The following is a 15,898-nucleotide window of genomic DNA, read 5'->3' as shown; positions in this document are numbered from 1 at the left end:
GTCACACCGGAGGGGAGGAAGGGCGGCCTCACGCGTGCTGCGCGACGGCCATTCCTCCTAGGAGTGCCCCGGTGCGCCGTGCGGCTACCGTCGATTGCATGAATTTTTTCTTACAGCGGTGCCGGTGCGTGGCGGATGGTCACCGCGTGCGCATCGCGCTGCACCTGCACGTCCGGCAGGCTGCCGAGATAGGCGACGAAGGCCTCCGGATCGCGCAGGTGGAACACGCCGCTGACCCGCCGCGCCGCCAGCGCCGGGTCGGCGATGCGCAGCGGCTGCGTGGTGTAGGCGTTGAACAGCCGCGCCACCTCGCCCAGGCTGCGGTCCTGCACGCCGATCTGCGCCGGCAGCCAGGCGGTGGCGTCGGTGATGTCGGCATGGTCGCTCCGCGCCAGCACGCGGCCCTGCGCATCCACCCGCGCCTGCTGGCCGCCGCCCAGGTCGGCCAGCGTCGCCCCCTCCGACGGCAGGTCGCTGCGGCGCCAGAATGCGGGCGTATTCCGCGACACCTGCACCCGCCCCTGCAGCACGGTGACGCGCGCACCGCCGGCCTGCGGGTCGACTCCGAATACGGTGCCGATATCGCGCATCACCAACGTGCCGACGCTGACCCGCAGCGGCCGCGCCGGATCGTGGCCGAGATCGAACACCGCCTTGCCGCGCAGCAGGGCGATGTCGCGACGCTGCGCGCCGTAGCGCACCGCGATCGCGCCGCCGCGCTCCAGTTGCACCACGCTGCCGTCGTCCAATGCGACGCTACGCGCCGCGTCCGCCGGCGCGGCGTACACCGTCGCCTGCACCGGGTCCGGCGCGCTCAGGCGCAACGCCAGTCCGGCCACGGCCACTGCCAGCACGGCCGCCACCGCCAACGGCCAGCGCGTGCGTCGGGATGCGACGCGACGCGAGCTGGATGCCACTGCCGGTGCCTCCACGTCCGGGCGCAGCGGCACCACCACCGCGCCGCTGCGCAAGGCATGCGCGCGCAGCTGCGCGCTACTGGCCTGCTGCGCCTGTGCCGCGGACGGCAGGTCGCCGTGCAGCCGCGCGATGTCGAGATAGGCGGCCACGTGCGCTGGCGATTGCCGCAGCCAGCCCAGGAACTCGGCTTGCCGCGCTGGCGGCAGCGTAGACTCGCGCTGCGCCAGGTACCAGTCCGCGGCCGCCTCGGCGCTGCGTTGCGACTCCTCACGCATAGCGCGCCATGCCCTGCCGGCACACCGCCAGCCCCTTGATGATGTACTTCTTGACCATGTGGCTGGAGATCTGCAGTTGCTCGGCGATCTCCTGGTAACCCAACTCGTCGCGGTAGCGCAGCGTCATCGCCGCGCGGCATTTCGGCGGCAGCCGCGCCATCAGTTCGGCCAGGCGCTGCCGGCGCTGCGCGCGGTGCACCTGCGCATCGGCCTCGCACGGCACCGCCAGCCGGTCCAGCACGTCGTCCAGGCAGGTGTCGCGCTGGCTGCTGCGCTGATGCAGCAGCGCGTGCTCGCGCATCAGGTTGGCGGCGATGGTGAACAGGTAGGCTTCGGGATTGGCGATCTCCGGCGCATGCGCCTCGCTGCGCTGCAGGCGCAGCCACACTTCCTGCAACAGGTCGTCGGCATCCCAGGCCGCGGCGCGGCGCTTGCGGAAATAGCGGCTCAGCGACGGCCGCCATTGCAGGAACAGCCGCGACAACGCCGGCAGGGGTTCGGAACGCACCAGCCACTCGCAGTGCCGGCGCCATCGGCGGCCGGCGATTCGGAAAGGCTGCGATGCTGGTCCTCGGCGATGACAGTCCGATGACGCGCGGGTCGTGCGGACGCGGATGAGCGGTTGCGCCCCGGCGAGCATTCAGTTCAGGCCGCTGCCTGCCGGATTCGCTCGATCAAGGCATGGGGGGCACCCTGCAAGCGGCAGCGGCGCGTCCCAGCGTTTCCCGTGCGGGACAGGATGTCCTTCGGGCCGGCCTTCCGTTCCATCGGCATCGCCCCATATCGTGAAAGTTGCCGCGTCCAACCTCGGGCGGCGTTCGCACGAAGGATCTCTCCATGACCGACCCCATCGTCCAGATCAAGCCGCTTGGCTTCCCTTGGGACACGATCGACCCGTTCCTGTTCTGCGTCTACCACGACGATGCCTACCCCGCCGGCAACGGCGCGATGGGGCCGGCGGCGTCCCTGCACGGCCGCGCCATCGGCCAGGACTTCAGCCGCAAGGACGGCTGGAGCATGTATCACGGCGAGGAGATTCCCGGCTTTCCCGGTCATCCGCACCGCGGCTTCGAGACCGTGACCATCGTGCGCAAGGGCCTGATCGACCATGCCGACTCGCTCGGTGCGGCGGCGCGCTTCGGCTCCGGCGACGTGCAATGGGTGACGGCCGGCGCGGGCATCGTCCATTCGGAGATGTTCCCGCTGCTGGACACGGCGGCGCCCAACCCGCTGGAACTGTTCCAGATCTGGCTCAACCTGCCGGCGCGCAACAAGCTGGCCGCACCGCACTTCACCATGTTCTGGTCGGAAGACCTGCCGCGCTTCACTGCCACCGACGACGCCGGCCGCACCACCGAGGTGGCCTGCGTGGCCGGCCGCATCGGCCCGGTCGACGCCGCGCCCGGCAGCGTCGGCGGCCCGCTCGCGCCGCCACCGGATTCGTGGGCCGCGCAGGACGATGCCGATGTGGCCATCTGGACGATCCGCATGGCACCCGGCGCACGCTGGACCCTGCCCGCCGCGCAGGGCCGCGGTACGCGCCGCAGCCTGTACTTCTTCAAGGGCGCAGCGGTGACCGTGGGCGGGCGTACGGTGACCTGCCACGCGGCGATCGAGCTGCGCGCCGATCAGGCAGTCGAGTTGGTCAATGGTGACAGCGAGGCGAGCGAGTTCCTGGTGCTGCAAGGCCGACCGATCACCGAACCGGTGGCGCAACACGGTCCGTTCGTGATGAACACGCAGGCCGAGATCGCCCAGGACATGGCCGACTATCGCCGCACCCAGTTCGGCGGCTGGCCATGGCAGGACGAGGCGCCGGTGCACGGCAGCGACCCGACCCGCTTCGCGCGACATCCGGATGGGCGCGAAGAGCGGCCGGCGTTGCAGGCGATAGCCGCCGACGGCTAGGGCGTGTCGCCGATTGCTGAGGATGCTGCGTTGTGCCTGGCAGGTGGGCGCAATCGCAGCGCTGCATGCTCGGGGACGAATGGCACGCCTTAGCGGCTGGTTCTTCCCCCCTCGGGGGCATGGCCCTCATGTTCTGGGAAGGTGCCCCCGCGGGGGCGAATGAGGAGACTGGCGTCACCTCGTGCGCCTGAATTCTGCGAGTCGCTTCGCGCCGTACCCTCACCCCAACCCCTCTCCCGACGGGAGAGGGGCGATGCACTCGCCACAGCGCACGCAATCGCGGCGCGGCACGCTCGGGGAGTGATGGCACGCCTTGGCGGCTGGTTCTTCCCCCCTCGGGAGCATGGCCCTCATTTTCGGGGAATGCCCCGCAGGGGCGGATGATGCTATTGGCGCAGGCTCGTGCGCCTCAATTCTACGAGTCGCTTCGCGCCATACCCTCACCCCAACCCCTCTCCCGACGGGAGAGGGGCGATGCGCTCAGTAGCGGGCCGAGGCCAGCGCCTGCGCGCGCTCCAGTTGCTCGGCGATGCGCTTGCGCGCCTGCTGCAGTTCCTGGCGGGTGGCGTCTTCCTTGGCGGCCGGCACCAGCTCTGCATCGATCACCGACAGTGCGTCGGAGTACTGCCGCACTACTGCCGCCGCGTAGGCGTTCATGTAGGCGGAGTCGTCCTTCTCATCGCCCAGTGCCTGCAACTGCGCACGGCCCTTGGCTACCTGCGCGTCGATCTTCTGCGCATCGCCGGGGCCACCCTTCCCGGCCGTGGCCGGGTCGGCATCATGATGCACGGCGATGGTCTCGCGGGCGAAGTCGGCCACGGTCTTGCTGACGTTGCGCGACAGCGCCTGCTTGGACAGCGCCACCACGTTGCCCTCCAGCACCTGCAGCATCGCCTTGGCCGAGGCGTCGCCGCCGATCGGTGCGCGCCCGCTTTCGCCACCGACCGGCGCGGCGGTGGGCTCCGGCGAGGTGGCCGGTGCAGTGCGCGAGGCCTGGTCGCCGGGCTTGCCGCAGCCGCTCAGCGCCACGGCGATGAGCGCGGCGAGCAGGGACAGGCGGAAGGGATGAAGAGGTAAGGTCATGGAACGCTCCTGGTTGGTCTGCGTTCCACCATGCCCAGCCGCCGCGCAAACCTGCGTGAATCGTCGGCGGCTGGCGGTGACGCAGGGCGCGATCGCACGTACCAGGAGCGCCGTGCAGGTTGACCGGGGTGATCACGGCGTCGCAACGCGGCGTACGCTCGCTGCGATCCGTGGTCGCCGCCATCGCATCCGCGATTCCGGAGCCGGCCTGGCGCGACCGGCCCCGGCACTGCTCAGCCGCAGCAGTAGCAGACCAGTGGCTTTCCGGGCCCGCCCGGCCCCAGCTCACCGCCGAACGGTGCGCACTCCTGCTGGCAGGCCCAGGCGCTGCAGGCCGCCTCCTTCTCGATGCCGTCGCCGGCGGTCGCCTGCATCGCGCCGAAGCCCATGCTGGCCAGGAACACGGCCGCAAGCATCCCGTTGCGTAACGCTGTCCAACGCTGTTTCATGGCTTACTCCTCGATGGTTGCCAAGGCCGGCGGCACATCCGTGCTGCGCACTGCGGCCATCAGGTCCTGCATCCGCTCCGTGGTGTCGAAGACGCCGACGCGTGCATAGCGCACGCGTCCCTCGTGGTCCAGCGCCAACAGCGTCGGCACGTTGCGCGCGCGGAACAGCATCACCGCGCGGCGATCGGTCAGCGTGGTCACCGGAAACGTAAAGCCGTGCTCGGCGGCGTAGCGCTGCGCCTGCGCGGGACTGCACTGGCACACCCCCAGCACCTGCACGTCGGGCTGCTGCGCGGCCAGACGCTGCGCGGCCTGCACCATCTGCGGCGCCGAGCGCTTGCAGTACGGGCAGGTGGTGGTGAAGAAGAACAGCACCTGGCGCTCGGCCGTCGGGTCGCCGAGTGTCAGCGGCGTACCGTCCAATGTGGTGACGGCGATCCGCGGCACGTACATGCCCGGATACGGCTCGGTGGTGCGGGTGACGAACCAGCGCCGTTCCTCGCGCAGACTACGGTTCTGCCAGGCCAGCACCAGCACCAACGCGCAGGCCGCCAGCAGCGCCAACCAACTCCAGGGAAACCGCCGCGCCATGCCGTGTGTCCGTGTCGCCGTGTTCCGTGCAGGCTGCGCAGCGGTGACGCCGCGGTCAACGCTTAGCGCGCACGCGCTGCGACTACGTGATCAGGCTGGGGATCGAGTCACGCGCACCATGGGCGCGCATTCCAGCGGTCTGCTGCGGACGCGCGCTTGCAGCGCAACTGCAGCGTGGTCGCGCGCAACACGCTTACTCACGACATGCAGACGCCACTTTCACTGCTGGCAACTTCCTCATATCGCTTCACGGATACGGTGCGCGCACTCAACTCACGCGACGACGGCACGGGGCAGCGCATCGCATCGGCACCGCGTGAGTACGACGCATGCGTCAGGAAACATCCTGATCGCCGAACGCACGACGAAAGGCTTTGCGATCGAACTGCAGCGCGGCACGCATGCGCTGCTCGGTGAGGGGGCGCACGACCCAACTCACCTCCAGTTCGCCACCACGCGACACCACCGAGGGAATCGCCACGAACCAACGCGCGCCAGGGCCGCGGCAATACCAGAACGCATCACCCTGATGAACGACGGGGCGATCCGGCAAGAGCGAAAAACTTTCGTTCGTGCGGATGAACTGTTGCGCCTTCTTCACCACCTGCAGGTCCACGCCACGCAGGGCGACGCCATCGCTGCTGAAGGACAGCTGGCGGAAGGACTCCATCAGCAGTGTGTCGATGCGGCGCCTGTTGTACCGATAGAGGCTGACCGTCACCAGCGCCACTGTCGCGGCGAACAGATAGAAAACCGCGTTCGCCATCACTCGCCCTCAGTCACCCGACCATCACGACGGCTGCGCAGCGAAACATGCACCGCCGGTCTCGCGCGCCGTTGTCCGCATGCGACACGGGACGCGAACGCACTCGCTGCGGGAAGAGGGGCGCCACGGCACAGCGGCACACCGGCGAATCGTGATCACGGCAACTACGCCAGCGCCGCACTGATCTGCGCCGCGGCATCGCACACCGCGCGCATCGCCGCCTGCGCGTCGATCGGTTGCGGGCGGCGTTCGATGAAGGGCACGGTCAGGGTGTAGCGGGCGATGCCGTGCTGCAGGATCGGCGCGGTGAGGTCGATCACCCCGACCACCGCCTCGCTGGGATGGATGCTGTAGCCCAGCGCGTGCACCTCCTGCGCCGCTGCCAGGAACGCGGCGCGGTCGTACACCACCTCGCTGGCGTCCAGGCGCTGCAGCAACTGCGCCTGCGCGTCGACCGGCTGGAACGCGAACAGCACCAGGCCCGAGGTGGAGTGCGCGAACGGGCGGCGGTGGCCGGGACGCACCACCAGACCGAGGTCGCTGGGCACGTCCATCTGCGCGATGACCACGATCTGGTCGTCCGACGGCGCCACAAGGTGGCAGGGCTGGCGGATCGCGTCTGCCAGCGCGCGCATCACCGGCAGCGCCACTTCGGTGACGTTCTGCACCCGCGGTTGCTGCATGCCGAGCATGAACAGGCGATTGGTCAGCGTGTAGCCGCCCTCGCCTGCGGTCCGGGTCAGGTAGCCGCGCTCTTCCAGCACCTGCAGCATGCGGAAGATCTCTCCGCGCGAACGGCCGATGCCCTGCGAGATCTCGCCCATGCTCATCGGCCGCCCATCGCGCGCCAGCAGCTCGAGGATGTCCAGCCCCTTGTCCAGGGCGGGCGCACGGTACTTGGGCAAGGGGGTGGTCATTCCGTCGAGAGCCCGGCAGCAGGTGAAGAGGACTAGGGTACAGGGACGCCGCACCGGCTCGCACTGCTGGCGGCCTGCAACGCACAAGTCGATACTGCAGCCACATCCACATATGAACTCAAATTTTATATTTGCATGGCACTCGCCGGCGCAGTACGCTCCGCCGACAATCCGAACGCGACGCGGCACACCTTGGGAGGGGTAGGCGGCAATGCACTACAGCAGCGAATCCGCCACACCGGCGTCCGCCAGTCTCACCCGGACCGCACTTGCGCCGTTGGTTCTGATCGTCAGCCTGTTCTTTCTCTGGGGCATGGCGAACAACCTCAACGACATCTTGATCAAGCAGTTCAAGAAGGCCTTCGCGCTGACAGACCTGCAGGCCGGGCTGGTGCAGAGCGCGTTCTACCTGGGCTACTTCGTGTTCGCGATCCCGGCGGCGATGTTCATGCGCCGCTACAGCTACAAGGCCGCGGTGGTGCTGGGCCTGCTGCTGTACGCGGTCGGCGCGTTCCTGTTCTACCCCGCCGCGCAGGTGCACACCTATTGGCTGTTCCTGCTGGCGCTGTTCGTCATCGCCAGCGGCCTGGCGTTCCTCGAAACCACCGCCAATCCACTGGTCACCGTGCTCGGCCCCGCCGAGGGCGCGGCGCGGCGGTTGAACCTGGCGCAGGCGTTCAATCCACTGGGCTCGATCACCGGCATCCTGGTCGGCCAGCACTTCATCCTGTCCGGCGTGGAGCACACCCCGCAAGAGCTGGCGGCGATGGCGCCGGCCGCGCGCGAGGCGTTCTTCGCCACCGAGTCGCTGGCGGTGCAGACGCCGTACCTGATCATCGGCGCAGTGGTGCTGCTGTGGGCGCTGCTGATCGGCCTGACCCGCTTCCCGGCCACCCGCGCCGATGGCCAGGGCGCGCGCGCCGGCGGCTTCGGCCAGTTGCGGCGCAACCGCCGCTTCGTGTTCGCGGTGATCGCGCAGTTCTTCTACGTCGGCGCGCAGGTCGGCATCTGGAGCTACCTGATCCGCTATCTGCAGGATGGCGTACCCGGCACGCCGGAGAAGACCGCCGCCGATTTCCTCACCGTCTCGCTGGTGTTGTTCATGGCCGGCCGCTTCATCGGCACCGCGCTGCTGCGTTTCCTCGCGCCGGCGCGGCTGCTGGGCGTGTTCGCCCTGCTCAACCTGCTGCTGTGCGCGGTGGCGGTGGCGCTGCCGGGCTGGATTGGCCTGTATGCGCTGGTCGCCAGCAGCCTGTTCATGTCGGTGATGTTCCCGACCATCTTCGCCCTGGGCCTGGACGGGCTGGACGACGACGCGCGCAAGCTGGGCGCGTCGCTGATCGTCATGGCGATCATCGGCGGCGCCGCGCTGACCGCGGTGATGGGCGCGGTGTCCGACCATGCCGGCATCCACTGGGCGATCACCGTGCCGGCGCTCGGCTTCGCGGTGATCCTCGGCTTCGCGCTGCACGCGGCGCGCCGCGGCGTGGCGCCCCTCCCCTCTGCCCGCGGAGCCTGAGCCATGCCGCGCCATTGCTACCTGCTGGACCTGCACGACGACCCGGCGCTGATCGCCGAATACGAACGCTGGCACCGTCCCGACACCGTGTGGCCGGAGATCGTCGCCTCGCTGCGCGCCTCCGGCATCCGCGAGCTGGACATCCACCGCTGCGGCGACCGCCTGGTGATGCTGATGGAGGTGGACGAGGATTACTCGCCGGCGGCCAAGGCCGCCGCCGACGCCGCCGATCCCCGCGTGCAGGCCTGGGAGGAGTTGATGTGGCGTTTCCAGAAGCCGCTGCCCGGCTCGGCGCCCGGCGAGAAATGGCGCGAGGCGCTGCAGATCTTTTCGCTGCAGGCGGCGGTGGCGGAACAGGAGCGCAAGGGCGCGGGCTGAGGTGTTGCGTGCGCGTTTGCGCATGTTGAAAAGCGGGTGCCGAGTGCGCGCGAGACCGGTTGGTTTGTCGCTTCGCTTGTCGCGGCTGAAGCCGCTCCTACGGTTGCAGAGAGTGCGGCAGGTGCGGCGGATGCTATGTGGTTTTTTGTGGGAGGGACTTCAGTCCCGACTGCTGCCGAAGCCGGTGCATTCACAGATTCATGCGTCGCGACTGAAGTCGCTCCCACAGCGAGCGATCCAGCACCGCTGCCGCCGCCGTCGTAGGAGCGGCTTCAGCCGCGACAGATGCACTGGCAACCATCGCAACCGGTGCGCTTCCTTCGAGGGAGCGCACCAATGCCGTTGGCGTCAGGCGCCCTGCGCCGCCAGGTCCGCGCTCCAGAACGGACCGTCCGGATACAGGAACTCGCTGACCGAAGTCGCATGCATCTCGGCCGAGAAGCCCGGCGCCGTCGGCGCCAGATAGCGGCCGTGCACGATCCGCACCGGATCGGCGAAGTGTTGATGCAGGTGGTCGACGAACTCGATCGCGCGGTCTTCCATCTTGCCGGTGATGGCGACAAAGTCGGCCATCGCCAGGTGCTGCACCAGTTCGCACAGGCCCACGCCGCCGGCATGCGGGAACACGCGCACGCCGAACTTGGCCGCCAGCAACAGGATCGCCAGGTTCTCGTTGACGCCGCCCACGCGCGCGGCGTCGATCTGGATCAGGTCCACCGCGCCGGCCTGCAGCAACTGCTTGAACACCACCCGGTTCTGGGTGTGTTCGCCGGTGGACACCGGCACCGGGGCGATGCCGCGGCGGATCGCGGCGTGGCCGAGCACGTCGTCGGGGCTGGTCGGCTCCTCGATCCAGGCGATGTCGAACTCGGCCAGCTGGCGCATCCAGGCGATCGCCGGGCCCACGTCCCAGCGCTGGTTGGCGTCCACCGCCATGGCGATGTCCGGACCGATCGCTGCTCGCGCCAGGCGGCAGCGGCGGATGTCGTCCTCCACGTTGGCGCCGACCTTGAGCTTGATCGTGCGGAAGCCGTCGGCCACCGCTTCCTTGGCCAGGCGCACCAGCTTCTCGTCGGAATAGCCGAGCCAACCGGGCGAGGTGGTGTAGGCCGGATAGCCCTGTTCGAGCAGCGTCTGGATGCGTTCGGCGCGCAGCGGTTCGGCGTCGCGCAACATGGCCAGCGCCTCGTCCGGGGTCAGCGCGTCGCTGAGGTAGCGGAAGTCGATCGCGGCCACCAGTTGTTCCGGCGACAGCTCGGCGATGAAGCGCCACAGCGGCTTGCCGGCGCGGCGCGCGGCCATGTCCCAGGCGGCGTTGACCACGGCACCGATGGCCATGTGCATCACGCCCTTCTCCGGGCCCAGCCAGCGCAGCTGCGAGTCGTCGGTGAGGCTGCGCGCGAACCCGCCCAGGTCGCCGATCACCGTCTCCACGTCGCGGCCGACCACGTGGTGCGCCAACGCGGCCACTGCGGCGCTCTGCACGTCGTTGCCGCGGCCGATGGTGAACGCCAGGCCGTAGCCGGCGAGGCCGTCGTCGGCGTCGGTGCGCAGGCGCAGATAGGCGGCCGAATAATCCGGATCCGGATTCATCGCATCGGAACCGTCGAGTTCGCGCGAGGTGGGGAAACGGACATCGAAGGTCTCGAGCGCGACGATTTTGCTCATGGGGATCCTGGTGGGTGAAGCGGTGAGAAAGTCAAAAAAGCAGTGAAGTAGCCCCTCTCCCCCCGGGAGAGGGGTTGGGGTGAGGGTGCGGTGGTGCAGTGATGTCACCGACCCTGCAAAACAGGAACGAAGCTAGGAGCGAGATCGCGCACCCGCGAGCGAAAATCCACATCCGCATGCATGGCGAGGTGGCTTCGCCCCGTACCCTCACCCCAACCCCTCTCCCGATGGGAGAGGGGCTTTGCATCTCGCGCATTGCTTACTGCGCGTCGCGCGGATGCGCGACGACGGCCTGGCGCTGCTCGCCCAGGCCTTCGATGCCCAGCCGCATCACGTCGCCCGGCTTCAGGTACACCTGCGGCTTCTGCCCCAGGCCCACGCCCGGCGGCGTGCCGGTGCTGATCACGTCGCCCGGCAGCAGCGTCATGTAGCGGCTGATGTGGCTGACCAACTCGGCCACGCCGAACACCATCGTGCGGGTGCTGCCGTTCTGGTAGCGGTGGCCGTTGACCTCCAGCCACATCGACAGGTTCTGCGGGTCCGGCACCTCGTCGGCGGTGACCAGCCAGGGGCCGATCGGGCCGAAGCCGTCGCAGCTCTTGCCCTTCACCCACTGCCCGCCGTGCTCGAGCTGGAACGCGCGCTCGGACAGGTCGTTGATCACCACATAGCCGGCGACGTGCGCCAGCGCGTCGTCCACCGACACGTCGCGCGCGGTATCGCCGATCACCACGCCCAGCTCCACTTCCCAGTCGGTCTTGAGCGAACCGCGCGGAATCGTCACCGTGTCGTTGGGGCCGCTGATCGCGCTGGTGGCCTTCATGAACAGCACCGGCATCTCCGGCACCGCCATGCCCGACTCGGCAGCGTGGTCGGCATAGTTCAGCCCGACGCAGATGAACTTGCCGACGCGGCCCACGGCGGCGCCATAGCGCACCTCGCCATCCACCTGCGGTAGCGTGGCCGGATCGAGCGCGCGCAGCCTGGCCAGGCCGGCAGCGGTGAGATGCTCCCCGGCGACGTCGTCGATCACCGCGGAGAGATCGCGCAGGTGGCCGTCGGCATCGAGCAGGGCCGGGCGTTCGTGGCCGGGTTCGCCGTAACGCAGCAGTTTCATGGGGAAATCCTCTCGTAGTGGGAAGGCGCGGTCAGTTCGACCAGCCGCCATCGATGATGTGGGTCTGGCCGGTGGTGAACGAGGAGTCGTCCGAGGCCAGGTACACCACCAGCTGCGCGATCTCGCGCGGGTCGCCCAGGCGGCCCATCGGCTGGCGGTCGGTGAAGCTCTTCCACACCGCCTGCTCGTCGCCGCCCAGCGCCTTGACCCGCTCGCCCAGCGACGGCGTCTTGATCGTGCCCGGGCAGATCGCGTTGCAGCGGATGCCCTTGGCCACGTAGTCGGCGGCGATGGCCTTGCTCAAGCCGATCACCGCCGCCTTGGTCACGCCGTAGGCGAAGCGGTTGGGCACGCCCTTGATGCTGGACGCCACCGAGGACATGTTGACGATGCTGCCGCGGCCCTGCGCGAGCATGCCCGGCAACACCGCCTGGCACAGGTAGTACATCGCATCGACGTTGATCGCGAACGAGCGCTTCCAGGCCGGCGTGTCGCAATCGAGGATGTTGCCCTGGTGCACGTAGCCGGCGCAGTTGAACAGCACGTCGAAGGTCGGCTGCGCCGCCACCAGCGCCTGGATCGCGGCGGCATCGGTGACGTCCAGGGTCTGGGTGACGATGCCGTCGGACTCGGCGGCCAGGGCTTGCAGCGCGGCGGCGTCGATGTCGGTGGCCAGTACCTGCGCGCCTTCGCGCGCGCAGGCCAGCGCGCTCTCGCGGCCGATGCCCGCGCCGGCGGCGGTGATCAGGCAGCGCTTGCCTTGCAGACGGCCGCTCATGCGCGGCTCCCGGAAACGAACGCGAACGTGGTCATGGGGCGGGACTCCAGGTGGGGGAGGAAGCAATCGGATCGGACAGGCGATACACGCGCCGCGCGTTGCCGGCGAACACCGCCTCGGCGTCATCGACGGCGTGCTGCGCGACCCAGGCCTGCGCCAGCGCCATCCACGCGGCGTAGTCGGCACGCTGGGTCAGCACCGGCCAGTCGCTGCCCCATAGCAACCGCTGCGCGCCGAAGCAGGCGAACAGGTGCGCCACGTAGGGGGCAAGCGCGGGATCGTCGATGGCGGCGTCGGCCGGCAGTTCGGTGAGCAGGCCGGACAGCTTGCACACCACGTTGGGATGCTGCGCCAGTTGCGCCACGCCGTCGGCCCAGGCCCCGAAGTCGGCATCGCCGATGGCGGGCTTGGCGGCATGGTCCAGCACCACGCGCAGTTGCGGATGACGTTGCAGCCGCACCAGCAGCGCCGGCAAATGCAGCGGACGCACCAGCGCGTCGAAGGCCAGATCGTGCTGCAGCAGCGCGTCGAACGCCGCATCCAGTTGCGGCCGCGCCAGCCACTGCGAATCGGCCAGGTCCTGCACCATCGGCCGCAACCCCTTGAGCAGGCCGGCGCCTTCGGCACACAGCGCGGCGATGCGCGCGGCCACGTCGGCGGCCTCGAAATCGACCCAGCCAACCACACCGACGATGCGCGGCTCGGCCCGCGCCAGTTGCAGCAGATAGCGCGTTTCTTCCTCGCTCTGCGCCGCCTGCACCGCCACCAGCGCGGTCACGCCTTGCGCGTCGAGCGTCGCGGCCAGGTCCTCGGGCAGGTAATCGCGGTACAGCACGCCCAGGTCCGGGGTCAGCCAGGCATAGTCGCCACGCGCCAGGCGCCAGAAATGCACATGGGCGTCGATGACGTTCACGGCGTCGGCACCGGCGCGTGCAGCAGGCCGTCGTCGCGCAGTTGCTGCCACAGCGACGCGGGAATCGCCGCGCGCAGGCGCGTGGCGGCACTGGCGACTTCCGCCGGCGTGCGCATGCCGGCGACCACCGCGCTCACCGCCGGATGGGCAAGCGGGAACTGCAGCGCCGCCGCGCCCACGTCCACGCCGTGCGCCGCGCAGGCCGCGAACAGGCGCTGCGCGTGCTGCAGCGTGGCCGCATCCACGGGCGCGTAGTTGTAGGTATCGCCCGGCCCGCGCGGATCGCTCAGCAGGCCCGAGCTGTACGGCCCGGCGACCAGGATGCCGATCTGGCGCTGCAACGCCTGCGCCATGATCCGCTGCGCGGCGTGCTGTTCGAGCAGGGTGTAGCGGCCGGCCAGCATCACGCAATCGAGCGGGAACAGCGGCATCAGCTCCACGGCCACGTCTTCCTCGTTGACGCCGATGCCGATCGCCCGGCACGCGCCCTGCGCCTTCAGCGCGGCCATCGTCGGCAGCGCTTCGTCCAGCGCCTGCCGCAGCATCGCCGGATGGCGCTCGCCGTGGGTCAGGCGGCCGATGTCGTGCAGCAGCAGCACGTCGATGTGATCGGTGCCGAGCCGCTGCAGGCTGCTGTCGAACGCGCGCAGGACGCCATCGCGGCTGTAGTCGAATTCGGCGCGGCGCCCGGCCACGGCGAAGCCGTCGCGTCCCGGCGCCGCCGCGGCGTCGTCGTAGATGCAGCGCCCGACCTTGGTCGAGAGCGTGTAGCTGGCGCGTGGCAGCCCGCGCAGGCCCCGCCCCAGGCGCTGCTCGCTCAGCCCGTAGCCGTAGTACGGCGCGGTGTCGAAATGGCGGATGCCGGCGGCATAGGCATCGGCCACCGCGGCCAGCGCCACCGCGTCGTCGACCTCGGCATACAGATTGCCGATCGGCGCGGCGCCGAAGCCCAGCGTGGACAGATGCACGCCACTGCGACCCAGCGCGCGCGACGCCAGGGTGGCATCGGCGGCGACCGCGTTCAGCGCCATGCGCGCACGCCCGGAATGGCGGCCACAGCGGATCGCCCACGGACGCGCGAGGGACGGGAGGTGCTGGGGTTACGCATGGCACGCCTCTGCCCGGGATCGGGCGCGATGGGTTAAAGCCGCAGCATGCACGCCCGGGATGGCGATGGGCACCGCGACTGTTCGCATATGAATATAGCAATCACAAGTGAACAATCAACCTGCAGTGCAGCAATCGCCCGCTCCGGCTTTAGCCGGCGGCAGGCCCGAGCAGCTACCAAGGCGTGGTGACATCCGATGAACAACGCTGGACCCCATAGCCACGGTCGCGGCGCATGCCCTAGGGGTGCGCCGCGACGGACCGCGGGCAGAGCGACGTCGCTAGCGGCAGGGTTCCTTCGCGCCGCGCGCGCACCTCGCCGCCGCGCTGGCCGGTCGGTTCAGCGCGCGGCCGGTCGCGCGCCGAACGCCAGCCGGGTCGCCTTGCGGTCGAACTGCAGTGCCGCGCGCACGCGTCCTTCGGTCATGGGCCGCACGATCCAGCGCACCTGCGCCTCGCCGAAGCCCGATATCACCACCGGAATGGCCAGGAACCAGCATGGTCCCGGCCCGACGCAGTACCAGAACGCATCGGCGGTCTGCAGCGTGGCACCCGGCGCGATCGAATACACATGGCCGTAGCTGCTTTCGATGTTCTGCTTGGATTTCTCGACCACAGTCAGGTCGCTGCCGCGCAGCGGGCCATGCTCGCCCGGGAACGCCTGCTCGCGGAACGAGGCCTCCAGCAGGTCCGTCACCTGGCGGCGCCCCATGCGATGCAACGCTCCGATCAATATTGCCGCGCTGCCCAGGAAGACGACCGCAATCACCGCCCCGATCGCGTAGGGCAGCCACATCATGCGTCGCTGCCCATGGCCGCGCAGGTACCGCACGCATCTGCCTGCGCCGCAGGCGGCTGCGCGCGGCCATCAGGACCAAGCAGCAGCGCCGCCAGCGCATCCGGCCGCTGCAGCAGCGGCAGCGGCGTCTGCGGCTGCAACGCGGCCGGCAAGGTGTAGCCCCAGGCGACGCCGGCGAAGGCGATACCTGCCTGGCGTGCGGCCTCGGCATCGCGGATCTCGTCGCCCACGCACAGCGCCCGCGCAGGGGGAACACCGCAGGCGCGCAGGCTGGCGCGCAGCTTGCGCCGCTTGCCCAGCACCGCTGCACCGCTGCACCGCAGCGCACGTCGCGAAACTGCGCGAGCAGCGCAGGGCCGAGCACACCCTCGACGTTGGCGCGGCTGTTGGACGTCACCAGCGCCAGCTGCACGCCGGCCTGCGCCAGCTGCGCGAGCAGCTCGGCGACGCCGTCGAACAGGGCGATGCGCTCGATCTGCGCGCTCATCAGCGTGCGCATGCGCTGCGCCACCGCCGGCACCCGCCACCAGCGCAGGCCGCTGCGCGCCATCAGCTCGCGTGCGCTCAGGCTACGGATCTCCTCCAGCCGCTCCACGTCGAAGCGGCGAAAGCCGAATTCGTCGGCGACGCCGTTGATGGTCGCGAGGAACCAGGGGAAGGAGTCGGCCAGGGTGCCGTCGAAATCGAAGATGACCAGGTCGTAGTGGCGCAT

Annotated in this window: 17 protein-coding genes and 1 pseudogene; 3 read left to right on the top strand and 15 right to left on the bottom strand. The window is 69.6% G+C overall.

The window, feature by feature from the left end; genetic code table 11:
* Positions 1-110 precede the first annotated feature (110 nt).
* Both ACP93_RS04970 and ACP93_RS04965 read right to left on the bottom strand, forming a co-directional pair.
* Positions 111-1,193 carry a FecR family protein gene (locus tag ACP93_RS04970; protein WP_048489658.1) on the bottom strand — a complete coding sequence of 361 codons (1,083 nt, stop codon included), beginning with the start codon at positions 1,191-1,193 and terminating at the stop codon, positions 111-113.
* Positions 1,186-1,701: an RNA polymerase sigma factor gene (locus ACP93_RS04965; RefSeq protein ID WP_048489657.1), complete on the bottom strand. Its 516-nt coding sequence runs from the start codon at positions 1,699-1,701 to the stop codon at positions 1,186-1,188. Before ACP93_RS04965 ends, ACP93_RS04970 begins: the two co-directional genes overlap by 8 nt.
* Positions 1,702-2,030: 329 nt before the next feature.
* Here ACP93_RS04965 and ACP93_RS04960 point away from each other — a divergent pair, with 329 nt between their 5' ends.
* Positions 2,031-3,101 (top strand): pirin family protein, encoded by a 1,071-nt coding sequence (locus tag ACP93_RS04960; RefSeq protein WP_048489656.1) that lies wholly within the window; start codon positions 2,031-2,033, stop codon positions 3,099-3,101.
* A 480-nt stretch (positions 3,102-3,581) separates the two neighbouring features.
* Here ACP93_RS04960 and ACP93_RS04955 read toward each other — a convergent pair whose 3' ends face one another.
* The 5 genes from ACP93_RS04955 to ACP93_RS04935 all read right to left on the bottom strand — a co-directional run bounded on the left by ACP93_RS04955 (position 3,582) and on the right by ACP93_RS04935 (position 6,907).
* Positions 3,582-4,184, bottom strand: coding sequence for a DUF305 domain-containing protein (locus ACP93_RS04955; RefSeq protein ID WP_048489655.1), 603 nt, complete (start codon positions 4,182-4,184; stop codon positions 3,582-3,584).
* Between the two features lie 233 nt (positions 4,185-4,417).
* Complete coding sequence (locus ACP93_RS04950; protein WP_048489654.1) at positions 4,418-4,633, bottom strand: hypothetical protein; 216 nt, start codon at positions 4,631-4,633, stop codon at positions 4,418-4,420.
* 3 nt (positions 4,634-4,636) lie between these two features.
* Positions 4,637-5,197, bottom strand: coding sequence for a peroxiredoxin family protein (locus ACP93_RS04945; protein ID WP_204243640.1), 561 nt, complete (start codon positions 5,195-5,197; stop codon positions 4,637-4,639).
* Positions 5,198-5,558: 361 nt separating this feature from the next.
* Complete coding sequence (locus tag ACP93_RS04940) at positions 5,559-5,990, bottom strand: hypothetical protein (protein ID WP_048489652.1); 432 nt, start codon at positions 5,988-5,990, stop codon at positions 5,559-5,561.
* A gap of 164 nt (positions 5,991-6,154) precedes the next feature.
* A complete protein-coding gene (locus ACP93_RS04935; RefSeq protein ID WP_048489651.1) occupies positions 6,155-6,907 on the bottom strand; it encodes an IclR family transcriptional regulator in 753 nt (250 codons plus the stop codon).
* A gap of 211 nt (positions 6,908-7,118) precedes the next feature.
* On the opposite strand from ACP93_RS04935, the gene fucP reads away from it, so the two are divergent.
* Positions 7,119-8,426 carry an L-fucose:H+ symporter permease gene (gene fucP / locus ACP93_RS04930; protein ID WP_048489650.1) on the top strand — a complete coding sequence of 436 codons (1,308 nt, stop codon included), beginning with the start codon at positions 7,119-7,121 and terminating at the stop codon, positions 8,424-8,426.
* 3 nt (positions 8,427-8,429) lie between these two features.
* The gene (locus tag ACP93_RS04925; RefSeq protein ID WP_048489649.1) at positions 8,430-8,804 is read left to right on the top strand and encodes an L-rhamnose mutarotase; all 375 of its coding nucleotides are present in this window, start codon (positions 8,430-8,432) and stop codon (positions 8,802-8,804) included.
* Between the two features lie 348 nt (positions 8,805-9,152).
* Here the strand turns inward: ACP93_RS04925 and ACP93_RS04920 are convergent, their stop codons facing one another.
* The 8 genes and pseudogenes from ACP93_RS04920 to ACP93_RS22235 all read right to left on the bottom strand — a co-directional run.
* Positions 9,153-10,472 carry an L-fuconate dehydratase gene (locus ACP93_RS04920; RefSeq protein WP_048489648.1) on the bottom strand — a complete coding sequence of 440 codons (1,320 nt, stop codon included), beginning with the start codon at positions 10,470-10,472 and terminating at the stop codon, positions 9,153-9,155.
* Positions 10,473-10,731: 259 nt separating this feature from the next.
* Positions 10,732-11,589 carry a fumarylacetoacetate hydrolase family protein gene (locus ACP93_RS04915; protein ID WP_048489647.1) on the bottom strand — a complete coding sequence of 286 codons (858 nt, stop codon included), beginning with the start codon at positions 11,587-11,589 and terminating at the stop codon, positions 10,732-10,734.
* 31 nt (positions 11,590-11,620) lie between these two features.
* Positions 11,621-12,367 carry an SDR family oxidoreductase gene (locus ACP93_RS04910; RefSeq protein ID WP_048489646.1) on the bottom strand — a complete coding sequence of 249 codons (747 nt, stop codon included), beginning with the start codon at positions 12,365-12,367 and terminating at the stop codon, positions 11,621-11,623.
* A 31-nt stretch (positions 12,368-12,398) separates the two neighbouring features.
* Positions 12,399-13,280, bottom strand: coding sequence for an amidohydrolase family protein (locus ACP93_RS04905; RefSeq protein WP_048489645.1), 882 nt, complete (start codon positions 13,278-13,280; stop codon positions 12,399-12,401).
* Positions 13,277-14,311 carry an aldo/keto reductase gene (locus ACP93_RS04900; protein ID WP_048489644.1) on the bottom strand — a complete coding sequence of 345 codons (1,035 nt, stop codon included), beginning with the start codon at positions 14,309-14,311 and terminating at the stop codon, positions 13,277-13,279. The genes ACP93_RS04905 and ACP93_RS04900 overlap by 4 nt, the downstream gene beginning before the upstream one ends.
* Before the next feature lie 416 nt (positions 14,312-14,727).
* Positions 14,728-15,186, bottom strand: a complete 459-nt coding sequence (locus ACP93_RS04895; RefSeq protein ID WP_048489643.1) for a hypothetical protein — start codon at positions 15,184-15,186, stop codon at positions 14,728-14,730.
* Entirely contained in the window at positions 15,183-15,488 is a 306-nt protein-coding gene (locus ACP93_RS22240; RefSeq protein ID WP_228135955.1) for an HAD hydrolase-like protein, read from the bottom strand. The genes ACP93_RS04895 and ACP93_RS22240 overlap by 4 nt, the downstream gene beginning before the upstream one ends.
* A gap of 29 nt (positions 15,489-15,517) precedes the next feature.
* Positions 15,518-15,898: pseudogene (locus ACP93_RS22235) on the bottom strand (HAD hydrolase-like protein); the annotation flags it as partial.

The organism is Xanthomonas sp. NCPPB 1128 (assembly GCF_001043115.1).
GTDB lineage: Bacteria > Pseudomonadota > Gammaproteobacteria > Xanthomonadales > Xanthomonadaceae > Xanthomonas_A.
This window is presented reverse-complemented; position numbering and strand designations above follow the sequence as displayed.